We start from the raw sequence: 18950 nt of genomic DNA, 5'->3' as shown, positions 1-18950 counted from the left end.
GGGGAGCGGGGAGCGGGGAGCGGGGAGCGGGGAGCGGGGAGCGGGGAGCGGGGAGCGGGGAAATTGGCCGAGTACCTGTGGGCGGAAGAACCCGAGGTGCTCGCTTGGCGGCGCGGGGAGAAGCCTTGTGGTTGGGCGGTGGAGCTGTGTTTCACGTGAAACGGAGACCTGGATAGCGCCTTCGGCGGTGCTGGGAGCCTGGCTGGCGGGTGCGGTGGCGCACGTGAACGGGGCAGCCTGCGCCCGACGTGGTGCGTGCGCCCATCGTTCGGACTCGTAGTCGGTCGGCGATGCCGCCACAGTGGACGCCCAGGTGCGCGGGGCGGCATGCGTTCGGAGGTGGCGGACCTGTTCCGCGCGCCGGAAGAAGGGACTTTGAACGAGGACCGGTCTGCTCCAGGATGCATCGGGCGCAAAGGCCGCTGTGCGTGCGGTCCCCGGTGGCGATGAAGTCCCGAGGGGAGTCCTCAACGTCGTGATATGGCTGCCGAGTGCGGAGTGCCGGCTGCTGTTTCACGTGAAACAGCAGCCGGGGATGAGAGCCTTTTCGCGGTGGGGTGCTCGGTGGGGTGCTCGGTGGGGTGCTCGGTGGGGTGCGCGATTGCTGGCCTGCTGCACGGGCGGCAACGCGAGGGGTGGGTCGGCGTGCGATGGCGCCTTTGGCAGCGAGCTGGAGGCCTTCGCGGATCTCTTCTGTGTCCTGCCGGGCGGGTACGGTGCCCGTTTGAGGGGAGCTGTTTCACGTGAAACAGAGGACCGGTGCGGTGGTGTCGTGGTGGGGTGGGTGGATTCGGGGGGAGGTCTCGTCACCCCGCGGGCCACCTTGCAGGTGCGGATCTGACGGTGCTGCTCGGGAGAGGAGCTGGAAAGTGGGGAAGGTTGGGCGCTGAATACTTTCGGGTTTTAGGAGGCGGCCGGTCCCGAGGGGACCGGCCGACGTGAGAGGACACGGAAGTAGTCAGCACTGAGGCTTCGCGGCTTTCCGAGGTGTGCGCCGTTTGAGTAGAGCGGCAGGGTCGTGACTGCAAGGTGGCCGGGGGGTTCCGGGCGGCAGGGGGTCCAGGCGCCGGGGGGTGGCCCGCTACTCGGCCGCTCTGGGACCCGCACGGGCTGGGTGTGAGGTGGGGCTGGGAAAGGGGAAGCCGCCCGGGGTCGGTGGCCGGGCGGCTTCGGGGTGGGGGTGGGAACTAGGCGAAGGTGTTGCGGAGGTCCAGTTCCTGGTTGATGACGGAGGCCAGGCGTTGGACGCCTTCGCGGATGCGGGCGGGTTCGGGGTAGCAGTAGGAGATGCGCATGTGGCGGTGGCCGGTGCCGTCGGAGTAGAAGCCGGTGCCGGGGACGTAGGCGACCCGGTTGGCGAGGGCCAGGGGGGACATGGCCTTGGAGTCGAGGCCTTCGGGGAGGGTCAACCAGACGAAGAAGCCGCCGGCGGGGCGGGTCCAGGTGGTGCCTTCGGGCATGAACTCGTCGAGGGCGGTGAGCATGGTGTCGCGGCGTTCGCGGTACAGCTCGACGAAGGACTTCACCTGGTCGCGCCACGGGTGGGTGGCGAGGAACTCGCGGACGGCGAGCTGGGTGAGGTTGCTGTGCGACAGGATCGCCGACTCGGCGGCGAGGACGAGTTTCGCGCGGACGGCGTGCGGGGCGAGGGCCCAGCCGACGCGCATGCCGCTGGAGAACGTCTTGGAGAACGAGCCGAGGTAGATGACGCGTTCGGACTCGTCGGCGCGCAGCGGGCGGGGCGGCGCGGCGTCGAACGAGAGCAGGCCGTACGGGTTGTCCTCGATGATGAGGAGGTCGAACTCCTCGGCGATGGCGAGGACCTCGGCCCTGCGCGATACCGACAGGGTGACGCCCGCGGGGTTCTGGAACGTCGGGATCGTGTAGAGGAACTTCACGCGGCGGTTCTCGGCGCGCAGCCGGACGAGGGTCTCGCGGAGCGCCTCGGGGATGAGGCCGTAGCCGTCCATCGGGACGTGGACGGTCTCGGCCTGGTAGGCGGCGAAGGTGCCGAGGGCGCCGACGTACGAGGGGGACTCGGCGAGGACGACGTCGCCCGGGTCGACGAAGATCTTGGTGAGGAGGTCGAGCGCCTGCTGGGACCCGACGGTGACGGTGACGTCCTCGGGGGAGGCGGTGATGCCTTCGAGGGCCATCACGTCGCAGATGCGTTCGCGGAGTTCCGGGTCGCCTTGGGCGGAGCCGTACTGGAGCGCCTCGCCGCCCTTGGTGGTGATGAGGTGCTGGAGCATCGCGCCGACCGCGTCGAGCGGGAGGGCGTTGACGAAAGGCATGCCGCCGGCGAGCGAGACGATCTCGGGGCGAGAGGCCACTGCGAACAGAGCTCGGATCTCCGACGCCACCATGCCCTGGGCACGGGCGGCGTAACGGTTGAGATGCGAGTCGCTGCGTGTGGTCTCCATGGTCTGCCTCCTGAAAGGGCGCGATGGCCGATACCCCACCGTACGGCACGGGCTGAGGTTCCCGCCGGGCGGTATTGGATACGATGCCGGATGGGCTATTCCGGTTGGCCTTCGGGGGGCCTTGGGGTGGCTCGTTCGAACCAGTCACCGAGGGGAAGGTGCGGTGCCGGTGTCGCGTCGCGTAGTGAACATCACGCTTGACAACCTCGATGAACTGCCGCGGCGCTGCCGTACCTGCGTTTTCTGGGAGCTCGATCCGGTGAGCCGCCAGCGGGCCGACGCGGTCGGCGACCCGGGACTGGAGAAAGAGGCCTGGGTTTCGGCGACACTGCTGGAGTGGGGGAGTTGCGGCAAGCTCGTTTATGTCGACAACGTTCCGGCGGGTTTCGTGCAGTACGCGCCGCCGCTGTACGTGCCGCGGTCGGTGGCGTTCCCGACGAGCCCGGTTTCGGCGGACGCGGTGCTGCTGATGAACGCGCACATCATTCCGGAGTTCGCGGGCGGCGGTCTCGGCCGGATGCTCGTGCAGAGCGTCGCGAAGGATTTGACGCGTCGGGGTGTGAAGGCCATTGAGGCGTTCGGGGATCTGAAGGCAGAAGAGGGTGGCTGTATGGTGCCCGCGGATTACCTGCTCGCTGTCGGATTTAAAACGATTCGTCCGCATCATCGCTTTCCGCGACTGAGGCTCGATCTGCGATCGGCCCTGTCGTGGCGTGAGGACGTCGAGGTGGCCCTTGAGCGTCTCCTTGGATCAATGACCCCAGAGGGTGCCTTGCGGCCCGTCTGAGGCCATCTCAGGGCCTCGAAAAAATCAGGGCAAACAGGACTGCGGGAATAAATCGGTCACGTGCTTCGGGAGAGGCGCGCGAGGCCGTCGCGGAGGCCGTGGCGTGCGTGGGCGGGGACCGCTAGGCTCCGGCGCATTCCCCCTGTGTGTCGAGAGGCCCCCCTTCGTGAAAGCACGTCTCCTTGCCGTCGCCGCTTCGGTGGCCGTCGCCGTCTCGGCGTTCCCCGTCGCTCACGCGCTCCTCGGACCGGAGCCGGAGGAGCCCTCCGCACCCGCCGCGTCCGAGCCCGCCGTAGCGGCCCGCGCCGCGAACGGGAACAAGGTCGCCTGGGCGCGGGTGTCGAGCAAGCAGCCGAAGACCGCCTTCTACAACAAGAAGACGACGGCGCCCGTCGGCAAGACCGCGGGATCGGTCAACCGCGCGTACTTCCGGATGACGCTGGAGGACGCCGCCTACGAGGACCACCTGAAGTCGGTGAAGCTCGTGGTGCCGGTGCTGTCGCCGAACCCGTGCCGCAAGGGCGGGACGCCGAAGGTGACCGTCCACCTGACGGGCGGGATCGGCAAGAAGACGACGTGGAAGAACCAGCCGAAGACGGTGAAGAAGCTCGGGACCGTCAAGGCGGCCTGTGCTTCGAAGTCGCTGGAGCTGACGATCACGAAGGCCGCGGCGGGCATCCTGCAGAAGGGCGGCGAGACGATGACGCTCCGGCTGTCGGCCGCCAACGAGAAGTCCGCCAAGGGATTCGTAAAGTTCGCGAACAAGGCCCGGCTCGTCATCCGGGCCAGCAGCGACGAGGTGGGCGGCGGCGTCGGCGCGGACCCGGGGGCCAACGTGCCGACCGGCGTCGAGAACGCGTCGTTCACGCCGGCCGGGGGCGCGGCGATCGCGTGCGGCGCCGGTGCGACCCGTCCGGTGATCAACGTCGCGACGGGCACGTTCGGCGGGACGGCGTCCGACGCGGACGGGGGATTCATCGGCCTGCGCGCCCAGTTCAAGCCCGCTGCGGCCGCGGTGGCCGTACCGGAGGCCGACCTCAAGGCGGTGCTGTCCGGAATGCAGTTCTCCGACCCGAACGAGAAGCGCACCTTCGCGTTCTCCGCGGGTGACGCCCCGTTCGTCGACGGCCAGGTCTACAGCTGGCGCCTCCAGGCCCGTGACGACGTCGCGGCGGGTGTGTGGTCCCCGTGGTGCGAGTTCGAGGCCGACCTCCCCGGCGCCCCCGCCCCGGACCCGGACCCGGAGCCCGCCGTTCCCGTTGCCCCTGCCGCCCCCGCCGCCTGACCCGAAACCCAGACCCGAACCATCTGACGCACCCGCACCATCCCCCTCGGCCCCACACCCCCCTTCCGTGCGGGGCCGATCAACGTCCAACAGCCCCAGAAGACTCGCCTCGCCACCACCCGCGGGCAAAAAGGAAAAGGCCCGCACGGAGAACCTCCGCGCGGGCCCAGAAGCGCCCCGAAGCAGACCGACCCAGGGCCAGAAGCCCCGAGGAAGCCCTACAGGAACTCGCCGAGCTCCCGCAGCAGCGCCGCCTTCGGCTTGGCGCCCATGATCTGCTTGACGACCTCGCCACCCTGGTACACGTACATCGTCGGGATCTGCATGATCCCGTACTTGTTCGTGATGGTCGGGTTCTCGTCGATGTTGAGCTTCACGATGGAGATCTTCTCTCCGTGCTCCTTGGAGATCTCCTCGAGGATCGGGGCGACCATCCGGCACGGGCCGCACCACTCGGCCCAGAAGTCCACGAGGACGGGCTTGTCGCTCTGGAGAACTTCGGCTTCGAAGGTGTTGTCGGTCACTGCCTGCATGGTTCAGCCCTCCTGAAGGTAGCGCTCGGCGTCGATGGCGGCCGAGCAGCCGCTCGCCGCGGCCGTGATGGCCTGGCGGTAGACATGGTCCACGACATCGCCGCAGGCGAAAACCCCGGCGAGCTTGGTCTTGGTGGTCGGGTGCTCGACGGTGAGGTAGCCCTCGTCGTCGGTGTCGAGCTGGCCCTTGAACAGTTCGCTGCGCGGGTCGTGGCCGATCGCGATGAAGAGGCCGGTGACGTCGAGGGTGCCCTCTTCGCCGTTCTGGGTGTTGCGGACGCGAACGGCCTTCACCTTGTCCTCGCCGAGGATGTCGATGACTTCGCTGTCCCAGAGGAAGGTGATCTTCTCGTTGGCGAAGGCGCGCTCCTGCATGATCTTGCTGGCGCGCAGGGTGTCGCGGCGGTGGATGACGGTGACGTGCGCGAACTTGGTGAGGAAGATCGCCTCTTCGAGGGCGGTGTCGCCGCCGCCGACGACGGCGATGTTCTGGTCGCGGAAGAAGAAGCCGTCGCAGGTGGCGCACCACGACACGCCGCGTCCGGACAGCCGCTTCTCGTTGGGCAGGCCGAGTTCGCGGTAACCGGATCCGGTCGCGACGATGACGGCCTTGGCGTAGTGGTACTCCTCGCCGACCTTGACGACCTTCGGGTGCCCGGTGAGGTCGACTTCGGTGACGTCGTCGGTGACGAGTTCGGCGCCGAAGCGTTCGGCCTGCTTGCGGAGGTTGTCCATGAGGTCGGGGCCCATGATCCCGTCGGGGAAGCCCGGGAAGTTCTCGACCTCGGTGGTGTTCATGAGGGCGCCACCGGCACTGATGGATCCTTCGAAGACGAGGGGCTTGAGGTCCGCTCGTGCCGCGTAGATCGCCGCCGTGTATCCGGCGGGGCCGGACCCGATGATGATCACTTCGCGGATGTCGGTGGTCACTTCTGCTCCCTCTTCCTCGGCAAAGGCGCCCGCTCGGCGTTCTCGCGGGCGACAACGAATCCTAAGGCCCGCTCATTCCCTGCTGGGTGAGGGCCCTGTAGACCCTTAGGGTAGAGATGTGGCCGCACTGATGTTGTTTCACTCCGTCTACGGTTTGCGTCCGGCTGTCGAAGAGGCAGCCGAACGGCTACGCGAGGCGGGGCATGTCGTGCATGTCCCCGATCTTTTCGCGGGCCGTACCGCGCAGAGCTGGGAGGAGGGCCAGGAGATCCTGGCCGAGGTAGGCCGTGACGAACTCCTCAGCCGGGCGGTGAAGGAATCGGCCCCGCATTCGGCCGAGGGGCTGGTGTACGCGGGTTTCTCGCTCGGCGCGGCGCTCGCCCAGACCGTCGGCCTGGCCGATGAGCGGGCGAAGGGCCTACTGCTGATCCACGGCACGTCGGACCTCGCCGAGGACGCCGAGACGGAGCTGCCGGTGCAGCTCCACGTCGCCGATCCCGACCCGCACGAGACCGCCGACTGGCTGAACTCCTGGTACCTGGAGATGCGCCGGGCCGGCGCGGACGTGGAGATCTTCCGCTACCAGGGCGCCGGGCACCTGTTCACCGACTCCGGTCTGCCGGACTACGACGCCCATTACGCCGAGCAGGCTTGGGCGATCGCCTTGGACTTCCTCGACGAGGTCGGCTGATCCCGCGACAAGCCGTGCGCTGTTTCACGTGAAACAGCGCACGGCCATGAGGTAGGCCAGGGGTCGGCCGCGGGCGGTCAGCCCGCGGGGGTGTGCGCGATCAGGTCGCAGGTCGACCCGGTGACGTAGACCGCGCCCCCCGCGTAGATGATCATCGCCGGGGTGCCCTCGTACTTCGCGACGTCGACGAACAGGATCGACTCGTCCGCCGGGACGGTCTTGTTCAGACAGGCCCGCTGATCATCGGTGAGAGGCCGCACGGCCTCCCCCTTGACGCGGACTGTGCCCGCGATCGACCCGTCCAGGTCCTTCGCGGAGTAGTCCCGCCCGCTCGCGTCGACGCTCTCCGCGGTCCGCGCAGGCGTCGGCGGGGTCGCGACATTCTGCAGGTCGCGCGCGTCGGTGTCGTCGAAGGCGCCGTTCGCGATGGCGAGGGCCCCCACGCCGGAGACCACCACCGCGGCGGCCGCCACCGAGACGAGCCTCGCCATGCGCGACGCCTTCATCCGGCGCCGTTCCGCGAGGTCGACGACGTGGGCGGGGGCCCCGCGTGTCGCCTCGGCCAGCAGCGCCGCGTCGAGTCTCGCCACCAGGCTCGTGGGCAGCGGCGGCAGTGGAGCCGCCGCCAGCACCCTGGTCACGTCGTTCATCTCTGTCGGGTCCGGGACCTGGGACGCGCACCGCGCGCATGCCTCCAGGTGGCCGCGGACGGCCGTCGTGGTCTCGTCGTCGAGCAGGCCTTCGGCGAGATCCGCGAGCACGTCGAGGTCGTAGTGCCGGACCGTCATGACGCGCCCCCTCCTTCTTCGAGCACTGGTGAGCCACCCTGCCGTGGAACGGCGGGAACGTCAGTACCAACGTTCGAGGGTTCGACGCGGTTGCCTCCGCGACGGTTCCGTAGATGCCGGAGATGCGGCACGAGTCGTGCCCGTCCGCGGGCGCACCTGCTCTTGACGGTGCCGGGCGGCACTTCGAGGACGGAGGCGGCGTCGTCGACGGAGTAGCCCATCATGTCGACGAGGACGAGTGCGGCCCGCTGCTCGAAGGGCAGGTGGGCGAGGGCGTCGGTGATGTCGAGGGACAACTCGTGCGCCGACGTGGGGTCGTTGTTCTTGGGGGAGAGCGCGTCGAGGGTCTCGGCGTCGGGGAGGTTGACGGTCGGGCGGACGGCACGGCGGCGGACCCGGTCGAGGCAGGCGTTCACCACGATCCGGTGCAGCCAGGTCGTGACGGCAGACTCGCCCCGGAAGCGGCCGGCGGCCCGGTAGGCCGACAGGAAGGCGTCCTGGAGGGCGTCGGCGGCCTCCTCGGGGTCGCCCAGGGTGCGCAGGGCGACGGCCCACATCCGGTCGCGGTGCCGGGCGACGATCTCGCCGAAGGCGTGCGGGTCGCCCTGGGCGTGACGGCGGAGCAGTTCCTTGTCGCTGGGCGGCTGCTCGGGCCTTCCACGTCCGAAGAGGGCCATCAGGACGCTCCGTAGACCGAGGCCTCGCCGACCCGGAGCTTGCCGGAGGGGGGGCCTTGGGGGAACCACAGGATGACGTACTTGCCGGACGCCTCGTCGACCTTGATCTCGTTCTTGCCGCCGACGAGGGTGCCCGTCGCGGCCTCGTTGAGGGAGGCGCGGTCGGGGGAGTCGCCGATGTAGACGGTGTAGCGGGCGCCCGCGCTGGTGCCCGGGACGTTGAGGGTGACCCGCCCGATCTCGCCGCCTTCGCCGAGGGTGAGCCGGACGCCCACACCGTCGAGGTAGTTGCCGAAGATCGTGTCGTGGTACTGCTGGGTCTCCCAGTAGGTACCAGGTTTGCCATCGACGACCTTGGCGGCGTTGGCCGGAGCCTCGACGGACTCGTCCCTGTGGCCGTCCTGGCCGGGCTTGACCTGCTGGAGGCCCTCGGCGCCGGTGATCGCCAGCTTGGCGCCGCCGGAGCCGGCCTCGGAGGGCGCGGACGCCTCAGTGGAGGAGCCGGACGTCGGCTGCGTCTTCGGGGTGTCCCCGCCGGTGAATCCCCAGACGGCCAGCGCGATCACCGCGGCGGCGGCGGCGATGGCACCGCCGATGAGCGGACGGTTGACGGGCTTGGGCTCGCCCGTGCCGGGCCTGGGAGCGTCGGTGGGGGCGGGTGGAGGCGGAGGGGCGGCCGGCATCCGGGCGGTGCGCTGCGGGGTCGGCAGGGTGGCGTTGGGGCGCGGCGCGGGAACGGTCCGCGGCTCCGGCTTGGGCTCGGGCCGGGTCCGGTTGATCACCGCGGGCGGCGGGCCGGACTGGAGCCCGGCGAACAGCGGCAGCGGGGTGCGCGGCACGCCGGTGAGGGCCTGGGCGACCTCGGCAGGCGTGGTCAGCGGGGAGTCGGGGGCGCCGATCTCCATGGCGCGGCACACGATCGCCTCGACCGCTGCGGGCAGGTCCTCGCGCAGCGTGCCGGGAGCGGCGAACTCGCCGTCGGTCTCCGGCGCGATCGGCAGGGACGACTCCGCGGCGGCGCCGGGCCACCGGCCGGTGAGGGCCGCGTACAGCATCTGGCCGAGTCCGAGGGCGTCGAGCCGGGCCGGGTCCGAGGTCGTGACGCCGTTCAGCACGGCCTCGACGCCGAGCCCGGTGAGCTTGACGGTGCCGCCGGTGGTCCACACGAGATCGCGGGCCGTGAGGCACAGATGGGAAATCCCGGCCTGGTGGGCCGACGCCAGCGCCTCGGCGGCCTCGGAGACGAAGCGGGCCGCGCGGCCGGGCGCGAGCGGCCCGTCCTTGGCGATCATGTCCTCGAGGGTGTCGCCACTCACCCATTCGCTGACGACATAGGCGAGCTCGCCGGTGTCGTCGGCGTCGAAGACCTGGGTGAGTCGCGGGTCCGTCAACCGGGAGGCGCTGCGGGCGGCGGTGACGACCTCGGCCGCGCGCGGGAAGTCCGGCGCGAAGGTCCGGACGCAGACGGCCCGGGCGAGGATCTCGTCGATCGCCTTCCAGAGGGTGGAGCCGCCCGCTTCGCTGACCTGCTCTTCGAGGCGGTAGCGCCCCGCGAGCCGGTTCCCGGGTTCAATGACTGAAGTGCTCATGACGATCCCCGCCGGATCTTCGGCCGGTCACTGCGCCGCACATCGTCGAATCCCATGGTGCCTGACATCGTAGTAGGGCCGAGAGGTTAGCGCAGTCCCGGAATTCGGGCGCTGAGCGTCCTTACCATCGTGTCGACCTCGGGGATGCGGAGCACCTTCGCGGCGACAAGGTAAAGAATGCCACCACCGAGGCCGCCTGCGACCAGTGTGGCCAGGGATGGGATAAGTCCGCTTCCGGCCCATTTTTCGATGAGGACGTGGCAGCCGACCGCGAACGCGGCCATCGGGCCCGCCGCGGCGAGCATCTTGACGTGCGCGGCGATGATCCGGCCCGCGTCGATCCGGCCGAGGCGGCGGCGCAGGACCAGCGCGCAGACGATGACGCCCACGGCGTTGGTCACCACGAACGCGCCGGCGATGCCGACGACGATGTCCTCGGTCGGCAGCAGGTTGAACGCGGCGAGGGCGGTGCCGACGTTCACCGCGACCGTGACGAACGCCAGGAGCGCGGGGGTGCGGGTGTCCCGGTGGGCGTAGAAGACGCGCAGCATCAGCTGGTAGATCGAGAACGGGACGAGCGCGATCGCGAAGACCTGCATGATCCGGCCGATCACCGCGGCGTCGGCGGCGCTGGTGTTGCCGTGCGCGAAGAGCGCCTGGACGATGTCGGGCGCCAGCGCCAGCATGTAGGCGGCGCCGGGGATGATCAGCACCGAGGACAGCCGCAGGCCCGAGGAGAAGTCGTCCCGGACGGCGTCGGTGTCGCCGTCGGCGGCGTGCGCGCTCATCCGGGGCAGCAGCGCGGTGATCACCGAGACGGCGACGATCGCGTACGGGAGCTGGAAGAACTGGTAGGCGGTCGCGTAGGACGCGTAGCCGTAGGCGCCCGACAGCCCTTCCTCCTCGGCCATGAACCCGGCCGTGGTGTTGAGCCGGGTGACGATCAGGAAGCCGATCTGGATGAGCACGACGTACAGCAGCGTCCATCCGGCGGCCTTGCCGACCTGGCCGAGTTCGCCCTTCTGGAAGTCGAGGCGGGGCCGCCAGCGGAAGCCGGTGCGGCGCAGCGCGGGCCACAGCACGAGGGTCTGGAGCACGATGCCGCCGGTGGTGCCGATCGCCAGCAGCAGGAACTCGGCGTCGGTGAGGTTGGCCGCGGTGGGCGGCCCGCCGCCCTGGACGACGAGGAACGCGACGCCGACGGCGATGACGACGACGTTGTTGAGCACCGGCGCCCACATCGGGGCGGCGAAGGAGTCGCGGGTGTTGAGGATGGCCCCGGCGAACGCGCCGACCCCGTAGAAGAAGATCTGCGGGAGGAAGAACATGGCGAACAGCACCGCGAGGCTGAGGTCCTCGCCCTGGAGTTCGGCGCCGCCGTACGCGCGCATGATCAGCGGCGCGCCGAGCACGGCGATCCCGGTGATCACGGCCAGGCCGAGCATCGCGACGGTGAAGAACCGCTGCTCGTACCGCTCGCCGTACTTGCGGTCCTTCTTCTTCGCCTGGACGATCATCGGCACGATGATCGAGCCGAGGATGCCGCCGAACAGCAGGTCGTAGATGATGTTCGGAATGGTGTTGGCGAGGTTGTAGATCGAGCCGAGGATGCCGTTGCCGAGCGCGATGATGATCACCGCGCTGCGGACGAACCCGGTGATCCGGGAGGCGATCGTGCCGAGCGCCATGAGCGCGCCCGAACGCATGATGCTGGAGCTCACCGGCTTCTCCGCCTGGGGCTCCTGCGTCTGCTCAGCCGGCTGCTGCTCCGTCGTCACGAGCCTCCTCCTCCTTGCGCCGCCGCCGCGCGCGCATCCCCCGGAAGCCTACGCCGACCACCAGCACGCCGAGCGCGCCAATGGTGATGAAGAGGCCGACTGCGGAGACTCCGGTCGTACTGACGTCGAGGGTGCTGGAGTTGATCTCCTGCCCGGCCTCGTTGAGAATGCGGACCTTCACCGGGATCTTGTTGTTGATCGAGCCGCCGGTCGGCAGCTTGACCGCGACCATGAAGGTGTCCTTCTGGCCCGCGTCGACCGGCCGGGTGTCGGTGAACACCTGCGGGTCCGACGAGTCGGGGAACACCAGCTCGCCCTTGTGCTCGGCGGAGATCTCGATCCTGACGGTGACCTGGCCCTCGGTCAGCTCGTTCACCACGGTGAACCGCAGCATCCCCGACGATCCGGCGAGCTGCTTGACCTCCTCGCTGGCCAGGTTGATCTTGCCGACCTCGGCGTCGACGGCCTTCTCGGTGGCGTCGAGGAAGCCGTAGGCGGCCTCCTTGCGGGCGCCGCCACCGCGCCAGGCGTTCGAGGAGGCCCGCATCGGGGCGCGCAGCAGGGAGGTGTCGGCCTCGGCGAAGAGGTTCGCGAAGGCGGTGGACTTGTTGTACATCGCCTTGACGTCGTCGAGGTAGGTGCGGCTGAACTCGGCGTCCCGGTCCGGGTAGGTGACGAGCTGGCGCTCTTCCGTCCTCTGCTGGGCGACGACCCCGAGCGGCGTGGGCTTCAGCCAGCCCGACCTGGCGTCCTTGTGGTTCAGGAGGAACTTCGCGAACCCCGGGTCGGGGTTCCAGCGGCGGTCCGGGACGACGATGAGGGTCCGGGGCTGGCTGGGCGCCTCGGCCGTCATCATGGCGGTCTCGGCGAGGTAGCGCTGGCGTGCGCTGAGCGCGCCGCCCTCGGCGCGGGTGTTGCCGCTGATCACCTGCTGGATGGTCTCGTCGAACGCCAGCGCGGGCTTGACCTTGCCGCCCGAGGTCTCGACGGTGTGCGCGGCGCTCGGGGTGTGGCTCAGGCCCGCGACGGCCTGGAGTTGGTCGCTGGTGAGCAGGAACTGGCTGCTGCCCTTGTCGCCGAGGCGGACGAGCCGGTCGATCGTCGCCTGGTTGATCGTGCCGTTGCCGGGCCAGGCCAGATTCTTGTACGTCTCCTCGGCGTTCAGGATGTCCGTCGCGCGCTTCTTGTCGCTGTAGGCCGCCTTGAGGAGGTTGACGGAGCCCTGGGCCATCTTCTTGTTGACCAGGGAGACGCTGTCGACGTCGGCGTAGGGGGTGAGGAAGAACTGGCGGTCCTCGTCCACGTAGGCGCGGAGCCTGCTGAGCCAGTTCTTGGCGTCCCCGTTGGACGGCTTGTTCTCGACCGCGGCGTCGGTGCCGCCGTCGCCGTTGTCGGTCCGCTTGACGACCTGGTAGTCCCGCTGCATCGCCTCGACGTCGGTGACGAGGGCCGGGTCGATCGCGAGGGTGACCGCGCCCGCGTTGGCCGTCGATCCGGAGTCGGCGGCGTCGAGGAGGGCGTTCAGCCTGCCGTCCGTGCCGTCGTCGGGGTCGAGGGAGGAGGCGAGGCCGTCGTCGGTGAACTCGGCGTCGGTGGTGCGGCGCGGGGTGTCGATCAGCGGCCAGACGAACGCGACCCTGGTCGGCTTGATCGTCTTCTTGGCGTCCTTGGGCACGTAGTTCACGAAGGTGCGGGCCTCGGCGTCCAGGGGGCCTTCGGCGTCGGAGGCGGTGATCGCCAGGGGGTACACCGACAGGTCGCCGGGCGCGATGCCGGTGAGGCGGGTGGCGTCGCCGGTGAGGGTGAACCGCTGGGAGCCGTTCGCGGGGAGGTCGAAGGGGCCGCGGGAGGTGTCGAACGCGGCGGTCGCGGTGCCGGCGCCGCCCGCGGCGAACTCGCCGAGCTGGGCGCGGGTGGTGAGGCGCGCCCCGTACTGGGCGGAGACCTGGACCCCGGTGAGCGCGGTGGAACCGGAATTGACGATCTTGCCCTTGATCTTCAGCGTCTTGGTCTTCGCGCCGAGGACGCTCGGCGTCACGTTCTCCAGGATGATCGAGACCTGGTTCCTGCCCGGCGCCTTCGCCTGGGCGGGGGTCGCCGCCACGGGGGCGAACCCCGCGGTCATCATGAACAGGACTGCCCCGAGGGCAGCCGTGAGTCGTTTCCTCACTGAGGCTTCGTTCCCCGCCGTGTCACCCGCCCGATGGTAGTGGCCCTAACGGGAGACTCCGGACGTGCCGACCACCGGTAACAGGTTTGGAGAGGGTCGGGATAGCACCGTAGGCTTGCCGGTCGTGTCGACTGAGGAACAGCGCAAGGCCCTGGCCACCCTGCTCGCGCGGGTGATCCCCGCGGAGGCCGAGCAGCTCGGGCGGCTCTTCGCCGCCGCCGGGCACGAGCTGGCGCTGGTCGGAGGGCCGGTCCGCGACGCCCTGCTGCGCCGCCCGGTGACCGACCTCGACTTCACCACCGACGCGCACCCGAACCGGATCCTCGAGGTGATCGACGGCTGGGCCGACGCCGTCTGGACGATCGGGATCGAGTTCGGCACGGTCGGCCTGCGCAAGGGCGACCACCTGATGGAGGTCACCACCTACCGCAGCGAGACCTACGACCCGAAGTCCCGCAAGCCCGATGTGTCGTACGGCACCTCGCTCGTCGCGGACCTGAAGCGGCGCGACTTCGCCGTCAACGCGATGGCGGCCCGGCTGCCGTCCAAGGAGTTCGTCGACCCGTTCGGCGGCCTTGAGGACCTCAAGGCGAAGCGGCTGCGCACCCCGGGCCGTCCCGAGGACTCCTTCAGCGACGACCCCCTGCGGATGCTGCGCGCCGCCCGGTTCGCCTCCCAGCTCGGCTTCACCGTCGCGCCCGAGGTGATGGCCGCGATGAAGGAGATGGCCGACCGGATCGAGATCGTCTCGGCCGAGCGGGTGCAGGCGGAGCTGTCGAAGCTGCTGTGCGGGGCGCACCCGCGCGCGGGCCTCGCCGTCCTCGACGTCTCGGGCCTCGCCGCGCACGTCCTGCCGGAACTGCCCGCGCTGCGCCTGGAGATCGACGAGCACCACAGGCACAAGGACGTCTACGAGCACTCGATGATCGTGCTCGACCAGGCGATCGCGCAGGAGGAGGACGGTCCCGACCTCGTGCTGCGCCTCGCCGCGCTGCTGCACGACATCGGCAAGCCGCGCACCCGCGCCCACCTCGACGGCGGGCGGGTCTCGTTCCACCACCACGAGGTCGTCGGCGCGAAGATGACCAAGAAGCGGCTGCTCGCGCTGAAGTACCCCAAGGAGGTCGTCACCGACGTCTCCCGGCTGGTCGAGCTGCACCTGCGCTTCCACGGGTACGGCGAAGGCGAGTGGACGGACTCGGCGGTGCGCCGCTACGTGCGCGACGCCGGGCACCTGCTGCCGCGCCTGCACAAGCTGACCCGCGCCGACTGCACCACCCGCAACCGCCGCAAGGCCGACCGCCTCGCCCGCACCTACGACGCGCTGGAGGAGCGGATCGCGCGGCTCGCCGAGGAGGAGGAGCTCGGCAGGATCCGGCCCGACCTCGACGGCACCGAGATCCAGGAGGTCCTGGGGATCACGCCGGGGCCGCTCGTGGGCAAGGCGTACAAGTTCCTCATGGACCTCCGCCTCGACAAGGGGCCGCAGGACAAGGAGACGGCCAAGGAGGCCCTCCTGGCTTGGGCGCGTGAAGAGGGCGTCCTCTAGAGCGTCTCGGGCCGGAGGGTTCTCAGAGGGTCTTGGCGGCGGCCGTCATCGCCTCGGCGATGCGGGCGGTCTCGTCCTCGGTGCAGACGTAGGGCGGCATCGTGTAGATGAGGCGGCCGAACGGGCGGAGCCAGACGCCGTGGGCCATCACCGTGTCCTGGATGCGCTGGACGTCGACGGGCTGCACGGTCTCGATGACGCCGATCGCGCCCTTGATCCGGACGTCGGCGACGCCGGGCAGGCCGCGGACGCCGCTGAGGCCGTCGGAGAGGACCTTTTCGATCGCCTGGACCTCAACGTGCCAGTCGCGGGCCGCGAGGAGGTCCAGGGACGCTCCGGCGACGGCGGCGGCCAGCGGGTTGGCCATGAAGGTCGGGCCGTGCATGAGGGGGGCCTCGCCGGAGGCGCTGATCCCCGCGGCGACGCGGTCGGTGGTGAGGGTCGCGGCCATCGTCAGGTAGCCGCCGGTGAGGGCTTTGCCGACGCACATGATGTCGGGGGAGACGCCGGCGTGGTCGGCGCCCCAGAAGGCGCCGGATCGGCCGAAGCCGGTGGCGATCTCGTCGAGGATGAGCAGGAGGCCGTGCTCGTCGGCGAGGTCGCGGAGGGCGCGGAGATGGGCCGGGTCGTAGAAGCGCATCCCGCCCGCGCCCTGGACGACGGGTTCGGCGATGATCGCGGCGAGTTCATGGGAGTGCTCGGCCACCAGCCGGGCCAGGCCGTCGCGGTAGTCGTCGTCCGGCTCGGCGGGGGGCTCGGGCGCGAAGACGTGCAGGGGCAGGACGTCCTGGAACATGTGGTGCATGCCGTTGACGGGGTCGCAGACGGCCATGTCGCCGAAGGTGTCGCCGTGGTAGCCGCCTCGTACGGTGAGCAGCCTTGGGCGGTTCTCGCCCTGGGCGCGCCAGTACTGGAGCGCCATCTTGATGGCGACCTCGACCGCGACGGAGCCTGAGTCGGCGAAGAAGACCTTGGTGAGGCCCTCGGGGGAGAGGTTCACGAGGCGCTCGGCGAGCTCGACGGCCGGGCGGTGGGTGAGGCCGCCGAACATGACGTGGGCCATCTTCCCGAGCTGGCCGGTGATCGCGGCGTTGAGCACGGGGTGGTCGTAGCCGTGGATGGCCGCCCACCAAGAGGACATGCCGTCGATGAGCACCCTTCCGTCCTCCAGATGGAGGCGGACGCCATGGGCCTCGGCCACGGCGTGCGAACTCACGGACGCCGGCATCGGGGCGTAGGGGTGCCAGACGTGCTCGCGGTCGTAGGCCTGGAGTTCTTCGGGGGTCACGTGGGTCACAGTACTGCCGTGATCTGTATTACCCACGGGTAGCTTGAACTGCGTAAGCAAGCACTTATTCGTCGGACGTGAGCCGCCTCACCTGCCGGAAGGCATAAGTAGACGGTTTGTCAGCTCTAACTTGATCGAGAAAGCTCCTCTTGCTCTCCCCCCTCCGGAGTGGACCATGCGCTACACCGTCCCGGCGCTGACCGTCGCGGCCCTCGCCGCATCCTCGCTCTTCGCCGCGCCCGCCTCGGCCGCGGCGATCACCCTTGAGTCCTCGGTCCCGACCGTCGTCGTCGGCGAGCGGGGGGCCGGGGTGTGGACGACCTTCACCGCACGGGGCGCGGGGGCCTCCGTGCGGGCGATGGACCTCGAACTGACCGGGCCCGACGGCTCGCGGTCGCTCATCGACCTCGTCCGGCGGTCCGGGTCGGACCGGTGGAGCGGGGAGGTCTCCTTCAACCGGTTCGACGCGCCCGGAAAGTGGACGGGCGCGCTGTTCGTCCGGAGCAACGCGGGCGGGGAGAAGAAGGCGGCGCGCGTGGTGTTCCACGTGAAACGGCGCACGACGCTCTCGGCCGCGGCCTCGGCCGGGCGTGCGGCGAGTATCGGCGGGGTGCTGCGCAGGCTCGGCGAGACCGGCGGCTTCGCGCCCTACGCGGGCCAGAAGGTGCGCCTCTACAAGTGGACCGGGGCCGCCTGGAAGCTCGTCGAGACGGCCACCACGGGGACTAAGGGCAAATACACCTTCGCGAAGCGCTCCGGAAGGCTCCAGGTCCGCTATGCGGGCACCGCCGTGAACGCCCCTTCGCTCACGACGGCTCCGTGACGGGCACCCGCCGCGTCAGCACCCGATAGACAACGGCCGCAGCGGCATAGGCGGCTATCACCGCACCCAGGACGCCGTAGGAACGCCCGTCCACGGGAAGCGTGAAGGCTCCGACGCAGGCGGCCGCCACAAAGGTGGCGTTGAAGAACATGTCGTAGGCGGCGAAGACCCTTCCGCGGAACTCGTCGGCGACGCTCTCCTGCAGCACGGTGTCCACGCACACCTTGATCCCCTGCGCGGCCACCCCCAGCGCGAACCCGCCCGCGACGTACAGCGGTTCCCGCAACGGCACCGCGAGCACGAGGAGGGAGACGGCCGCCGCGAGCAGCATCGCCGAGATCCACGCGTCCTTCCCGAACCGGCGGGCGGCCGGCGGCGTGATCACCGCGCCGAGCAGGTAGCCGGCCCCGGACACCGTCGTGATCACCGCGACCCCGCCGAACCCGGTCGGGAAGTGGTGCCGGTACAGCAGCAGCGTCATCAGCAGCCAGATCCCGTACAGGAACCGGTGTGTCGCGATCGCCCCGAGCGCCAGCGCCGCGGGCCGCCGCCGCGCGAGGTACCTCGCCCCCTCGACCATCCCGGAGACCACGTTCCGAAGCGTCTCCCCGCTCGTTCCGTCCGGCCCGAGTCCGTCCCGCGGCAGCATCCGCGCCACGAACGACGCCGCGACGTAGCAGCCGGCCGCCGTCGCGAGCACCGCCGTCGTCCCCGCCTGCGCCACCGCGAACCCGGCCCCCGCGCCCACGAACGCCGCCACCGTCCCCGACGTCACCGAGACCGTGTTCGCGAGCAGCAGCTCCCCTTCCCGCACCACGTGCGGCAGCGAGGCGGACAGCGCCGACAGGAAGAACCGGTTCACCCCCAGCACCACCAGCGCCGCGACGAGGTAGAGATCGCTGTCGTCCAGCGCCGAGATCAACCACGCCATCCCCAGCACGCAGACGGCCCGCACCAACGGCGTCCGGACCAGCACCACCTGCCGCCGCCACCGATCCAGGAACACCCCTGCGAACGGCCCCAGCACCGAGTAGGGCAGCAGCATCACCGCGAACGCGACGGCGACCTTCCCCGCGGTCGCCTCGTTCTCCGGCGACAGCACATAAGCCGCCAGCCCCACCTGCACCAGCCCGTCCGCGAACTGCGACGTGAGCCGAGCCCCGTAAAGCCACCGAAACCCGCGTTCCCGCCACACTTCCCGAAACCCCACCCGATCACTCTACGCAAGCCGGCCCGAGCCGCCGCCGCCCCGCTCGACGCCGGTGCTCCGACGAAGATCGGGGGCATGTCACCGCGCCAGCGGCAGCCCTCGTGCCCGAGCCGCTCAAGGCCGTCCGCGGTGACCCACCGGGCACCACTCCGCGGAGGCGGCGTGAGCACGCGGGGTCAGGCTGAGGGGGTGATGGTGCGGACTCGGGCGTGGCGGCGGGCCAGGCGGAAGAGGAGGTCGGGGGCGGGGGAGTAGAGCCAGGCGAGGTGGTCGGGGTCGGTCCGGCCTGCCTGGCGGAGGTGGTGGCGGGTCCGGTCCAGGTCGCCGGCGGCGTGGAAGGCGCCGGCGAAGAGCTGGTGGGCTCGGGGGCGGCGGAGATCCTGCGGGAGGCTGCCGCGCGCCACGCCCTCGACCGCGGGGTCGCGACGG

16 protein-coding genes are annotated in these 18950 nt (G+C 70.2%); 5 read left to right on the top strand and 11 right to left on the bottom strand.

Annotated features, from left to right (window positions below; all coding sequences use genetic code 11):
• Window positions 1-1187 precede the first annotated feature (1187 nt).
• Window positions 1188-2423 (bottom strand): aminotransferase-like domain-containing protein, encoded by a 1236-nt coding sequence (locus ACYVOM_RS22455; protein WP_460305423.1) that lies wholly within the window; start codon window positions 2421-2423, stop codon window positions 1188-1190.
• Between the two features lie 184 nt (window positions 2424-2607).
• Between ACYVOM_RS22455 and ACYVOM_RS22450 the strand changes: the two genes are divergently transcribed.
• Window positions 2608-3210, top strand: coding sequence for a GNAT family N-acetyltransferase (locus tag ACYVOM_RS22450; RefSeq protein ID WP_460305422.1), 603 nt, complete (start codon window positions 2608-2610; stop codon window positions 3208-3210).
• Between the two features lie 166 nt (window positions 3211-3376).
• Window positions 3377-4495, top strand: coding sequence for a hypothetical protein (locus ACYVOM_RS22445; protein WP_460305421.1), 1119 nt, complete (start codon window positions 3377-3379; stop codon window positions 4493-4495).
• A 218-nt stretch (window positions 4496-4713) separates the two neighbouring features.
• Here the strand turns inward: ACYVOM_RS22445 and trxA are convergent, their stop codons facing one another.
• Window positions 4714-5028 (bottom strand): thioredoxin, encoded by a 315-nt coding sequence (gene trxA, locus ACYVOM_RS22440; protein ID WP_460305420.1) that lies wholly within the window; start codon window positions 5026-5028, stop codon window positions 4714-4716.
• 3 nt (window positions 5029-5031) lie between these two features.
• Entirely contained in the window at window positions 5032-5958 is a 927-nt protein-coding gene (gene trxB / locus ACYVOM_RS22435) for a thioredoxin-disulfide reductase (protein ID WP_460305419.1), read from the bottom strand.
• Between the two features lie 130 nt (window positions 5959-6088).
• Here trxB and ACYVOM_RS22430 point away from each other — a divergent pair, with 130 nt between their 5' ends.
• A complete protein-coding gene (locus tag ACYVOM_RS22430) occupies window positions 6089-6649 on the top strand; it encodes a dienelactone hydrolase family protein (RefSeq protein WP_460305418.1) in 561 nt (186 codons plus the stop codon).
• Between the two features lie 77 nt (window positions 6650-6726).
• On the opposite strand, the gene ACYVOM_RS22425 is transcribed toward ACYVOM_RS22430, so the two are convergent.
• From ACYVOM_RS22425 to ACYVOM_RS22405, 5 genes are all read right to left on the bottom strand, one after another.
• Window positions 6727-7437 carry a hypothetical protein gene (locus ACYVOM_RS22425; protein WP_460305417.1) on the bottom strand — a complete coding sequence of 237 codons (711 nt, stop codon included), beginning with the start codon at window positions 7435-7437 and terminating at the stop codon, window positions 6727-6729.
• Entirely contained in the window at window positions 7434-8114 is a 681-nt protein-coding gene (sigM, locus tag ACYVOM_RS22420) for an RNA polymerase sigma factor SigM (RefSeq protein ID WP_460305416.1), read from the bottom strand. Before sigM ends, ACYVOM_RS22425 begins: the two co-directional genes overlap by 4 nt.
• Window positions 8114-9703, bottom strand: coding sequence for a protein kinase family protein (locus ACYVOM_RS22415; protein ID WP_460305415.1), 1590 nt, complete (start codon window positions 9701-9703; stop codon window positions 8114-8116). Before ACYVOM_RS22415 ends, sigM begins: the two co-directional genes overlap by 1 nt.
• Window positions 9704-9789: 86 nt before the next feature.
• Window positions 9790-11481 carry a murein biosynthesis integral membrane protein MurJ gene (gene murJ / locus ACYVOM_RS22410; RefSeq protein ID WP_460305414.1) on the bottom strand — a complete coding sequence of 564 codons (1692 nt, stop codon included), beginning with the start codon at window positions 11479-11481 and terminating at the stop codon, window positions 9790-9792.
• The gene (locus ACYVOM_RS22405; protein WP_460305413.1) at window positions 11456-13651 is read right to left on the bottom strand and encodes a DUF6049 family protein; all 2196 of its coding nucleotides are present in this window, start codon (window positions 13649-13651) and stop codon (window positions 11456-11458) included. The genes murJ and ACYVOM_RS22405 overlap by 26 nt, the downstream gene beginning before the upstream one ends.
• Before the next feature lie 124 nt (window positions 13652-13775).
• On the opposite strand from ACYVOM_RS22405, the gene ACYVOM_RS22400 reads away from it, so the two are divergent.
• A complete protein-coding gene (locus ACYVOM_RS22400) occupies window positions 13776-15200 on the top strand; it encodes a CCA tRNA nucleotidyltransferase (RefSeq protein WP_460305412.1) in 1425 nt (474 codons plus the stop codon).
• A gap of 22 nt (window positions 15201-15222) precedes the next feature.
• Here the strand turns inward: ACYVOM_RS22400 and ACYVOM_RS22395 are convergent, their stop codons facing one another.
• On the bottom strand, window positions 15223-16488 hold the full coding sequence (locus ACYVOM_RS22395; RefSeq protein WP_460305411.1) for an adenosylmethionine--8-amino-7-oxononanoate transaminase: 1266 nt from the start codon (window positions 16486-16488) through the stop codon (window positions 15223-15225).
• Between the two features lie 175 nt (window positions 16489-16663).
• Between ACYVOM_RS22395 and ACYVOM_RS22390 the strand changes: the two genes are divergently transcribed.
• On the top strand, window positions 16664-17311 hold the full coding sequence (locus ACYVOM_RS22390; protein ID WP_460305410.1) for a hypothetical protein: 648 nt from the start codon (window positions 16664-16666) through the stop codon (window positions 17309-17311).
• Here the strand turns inward: ACYVOM_RS22390 and ACYVOM_RS22385 are convergent.
• Window positions 17295-18521, bottom strand: a complete 1227-nt coding sequence (locus tag ACYVOM_RS22385) for an MFS transporter (protein WP_460305409.1) — start codon at window positions 18519-18521, stop codon at window positions 17295-17297. The genes ACYVOM_RS22390 and ACYVOM_RS22385 overlap by 17 nt on opposite strands.
• Before the next feature lie 176 nt (window positions 18522-18697).
• A complete protein-coding gene (locus ACYVOM_RS22380) occupies window positions 18698-18925 on the bottom strand; it encodes a hypothetical protein (protein WP_460305408.1) in 228 nt (75 codons plus the stop codon).
• Window positions 18926-18950 lie beyond the last annotated feature (25 nt).

The sequence above is a fragment of the Actinocorallia aurea genome (genome assembly GCF_054783995.1).
The sequence above is the reverse complement of the archived record's forward strand: the minus strand, read 5'-3'. Positions and strand labels throughout refer to the sequence as shown.

Bases quoted from the DNA above. Each gene is read 5' to 3' on its own strand.
- sigM (WP_460305416.1), bottom strand. From the start codon at position 8,114: ATGGCCCTCTTCGGACGTGGAAGGCCCGAGCAGCCGCCCAGCGACAAG.
- trxA (WP_460305420.1), bottom strand. From the start codon at position 5,028: ATGCAGGCAGTGACCGACAACACCTTCGAAGCCGAAGTTCTCCAGAGC.
- ACYVOM_RS22390 (WP_460305410.1), top strand. From the start codon at position 16,664: ATGCGCTACACCGTCCCGGCGCTGACCGTCGCGGCCCTCGCCGCATCC.
- ACYVOM_RS22455 (WP_460305423.1), bottom strand. From the start codon at position 2,423: ATGGAGACCACACGCAGCGACTCGCATCTCAACCGTTACGCCGCCCGT.
- ACYVOM_RS22430 (WP_460305418.1), top strand. From the start codon at position 6,089: ATGTTGTTTCACTCCGTCTACGGTTTGCGTCCGGCTGTCGAAGAGGCA.
- ACYVOM_RS22415 (WP_460305415.1), bottom strand. From the start codon at position 9,703: ATGAGCACTTCAGTCATTGAACCCGGGAACCGGCTCGCGGGGCGCTAC.
- ACYVOM_RS22425 (WP_460305417.1), bottom strand. From the start codon at position 7,437: ATGACGGTCCGGCACTACGACCTCGACGTGCTCGCGGATCTCGCCGAA.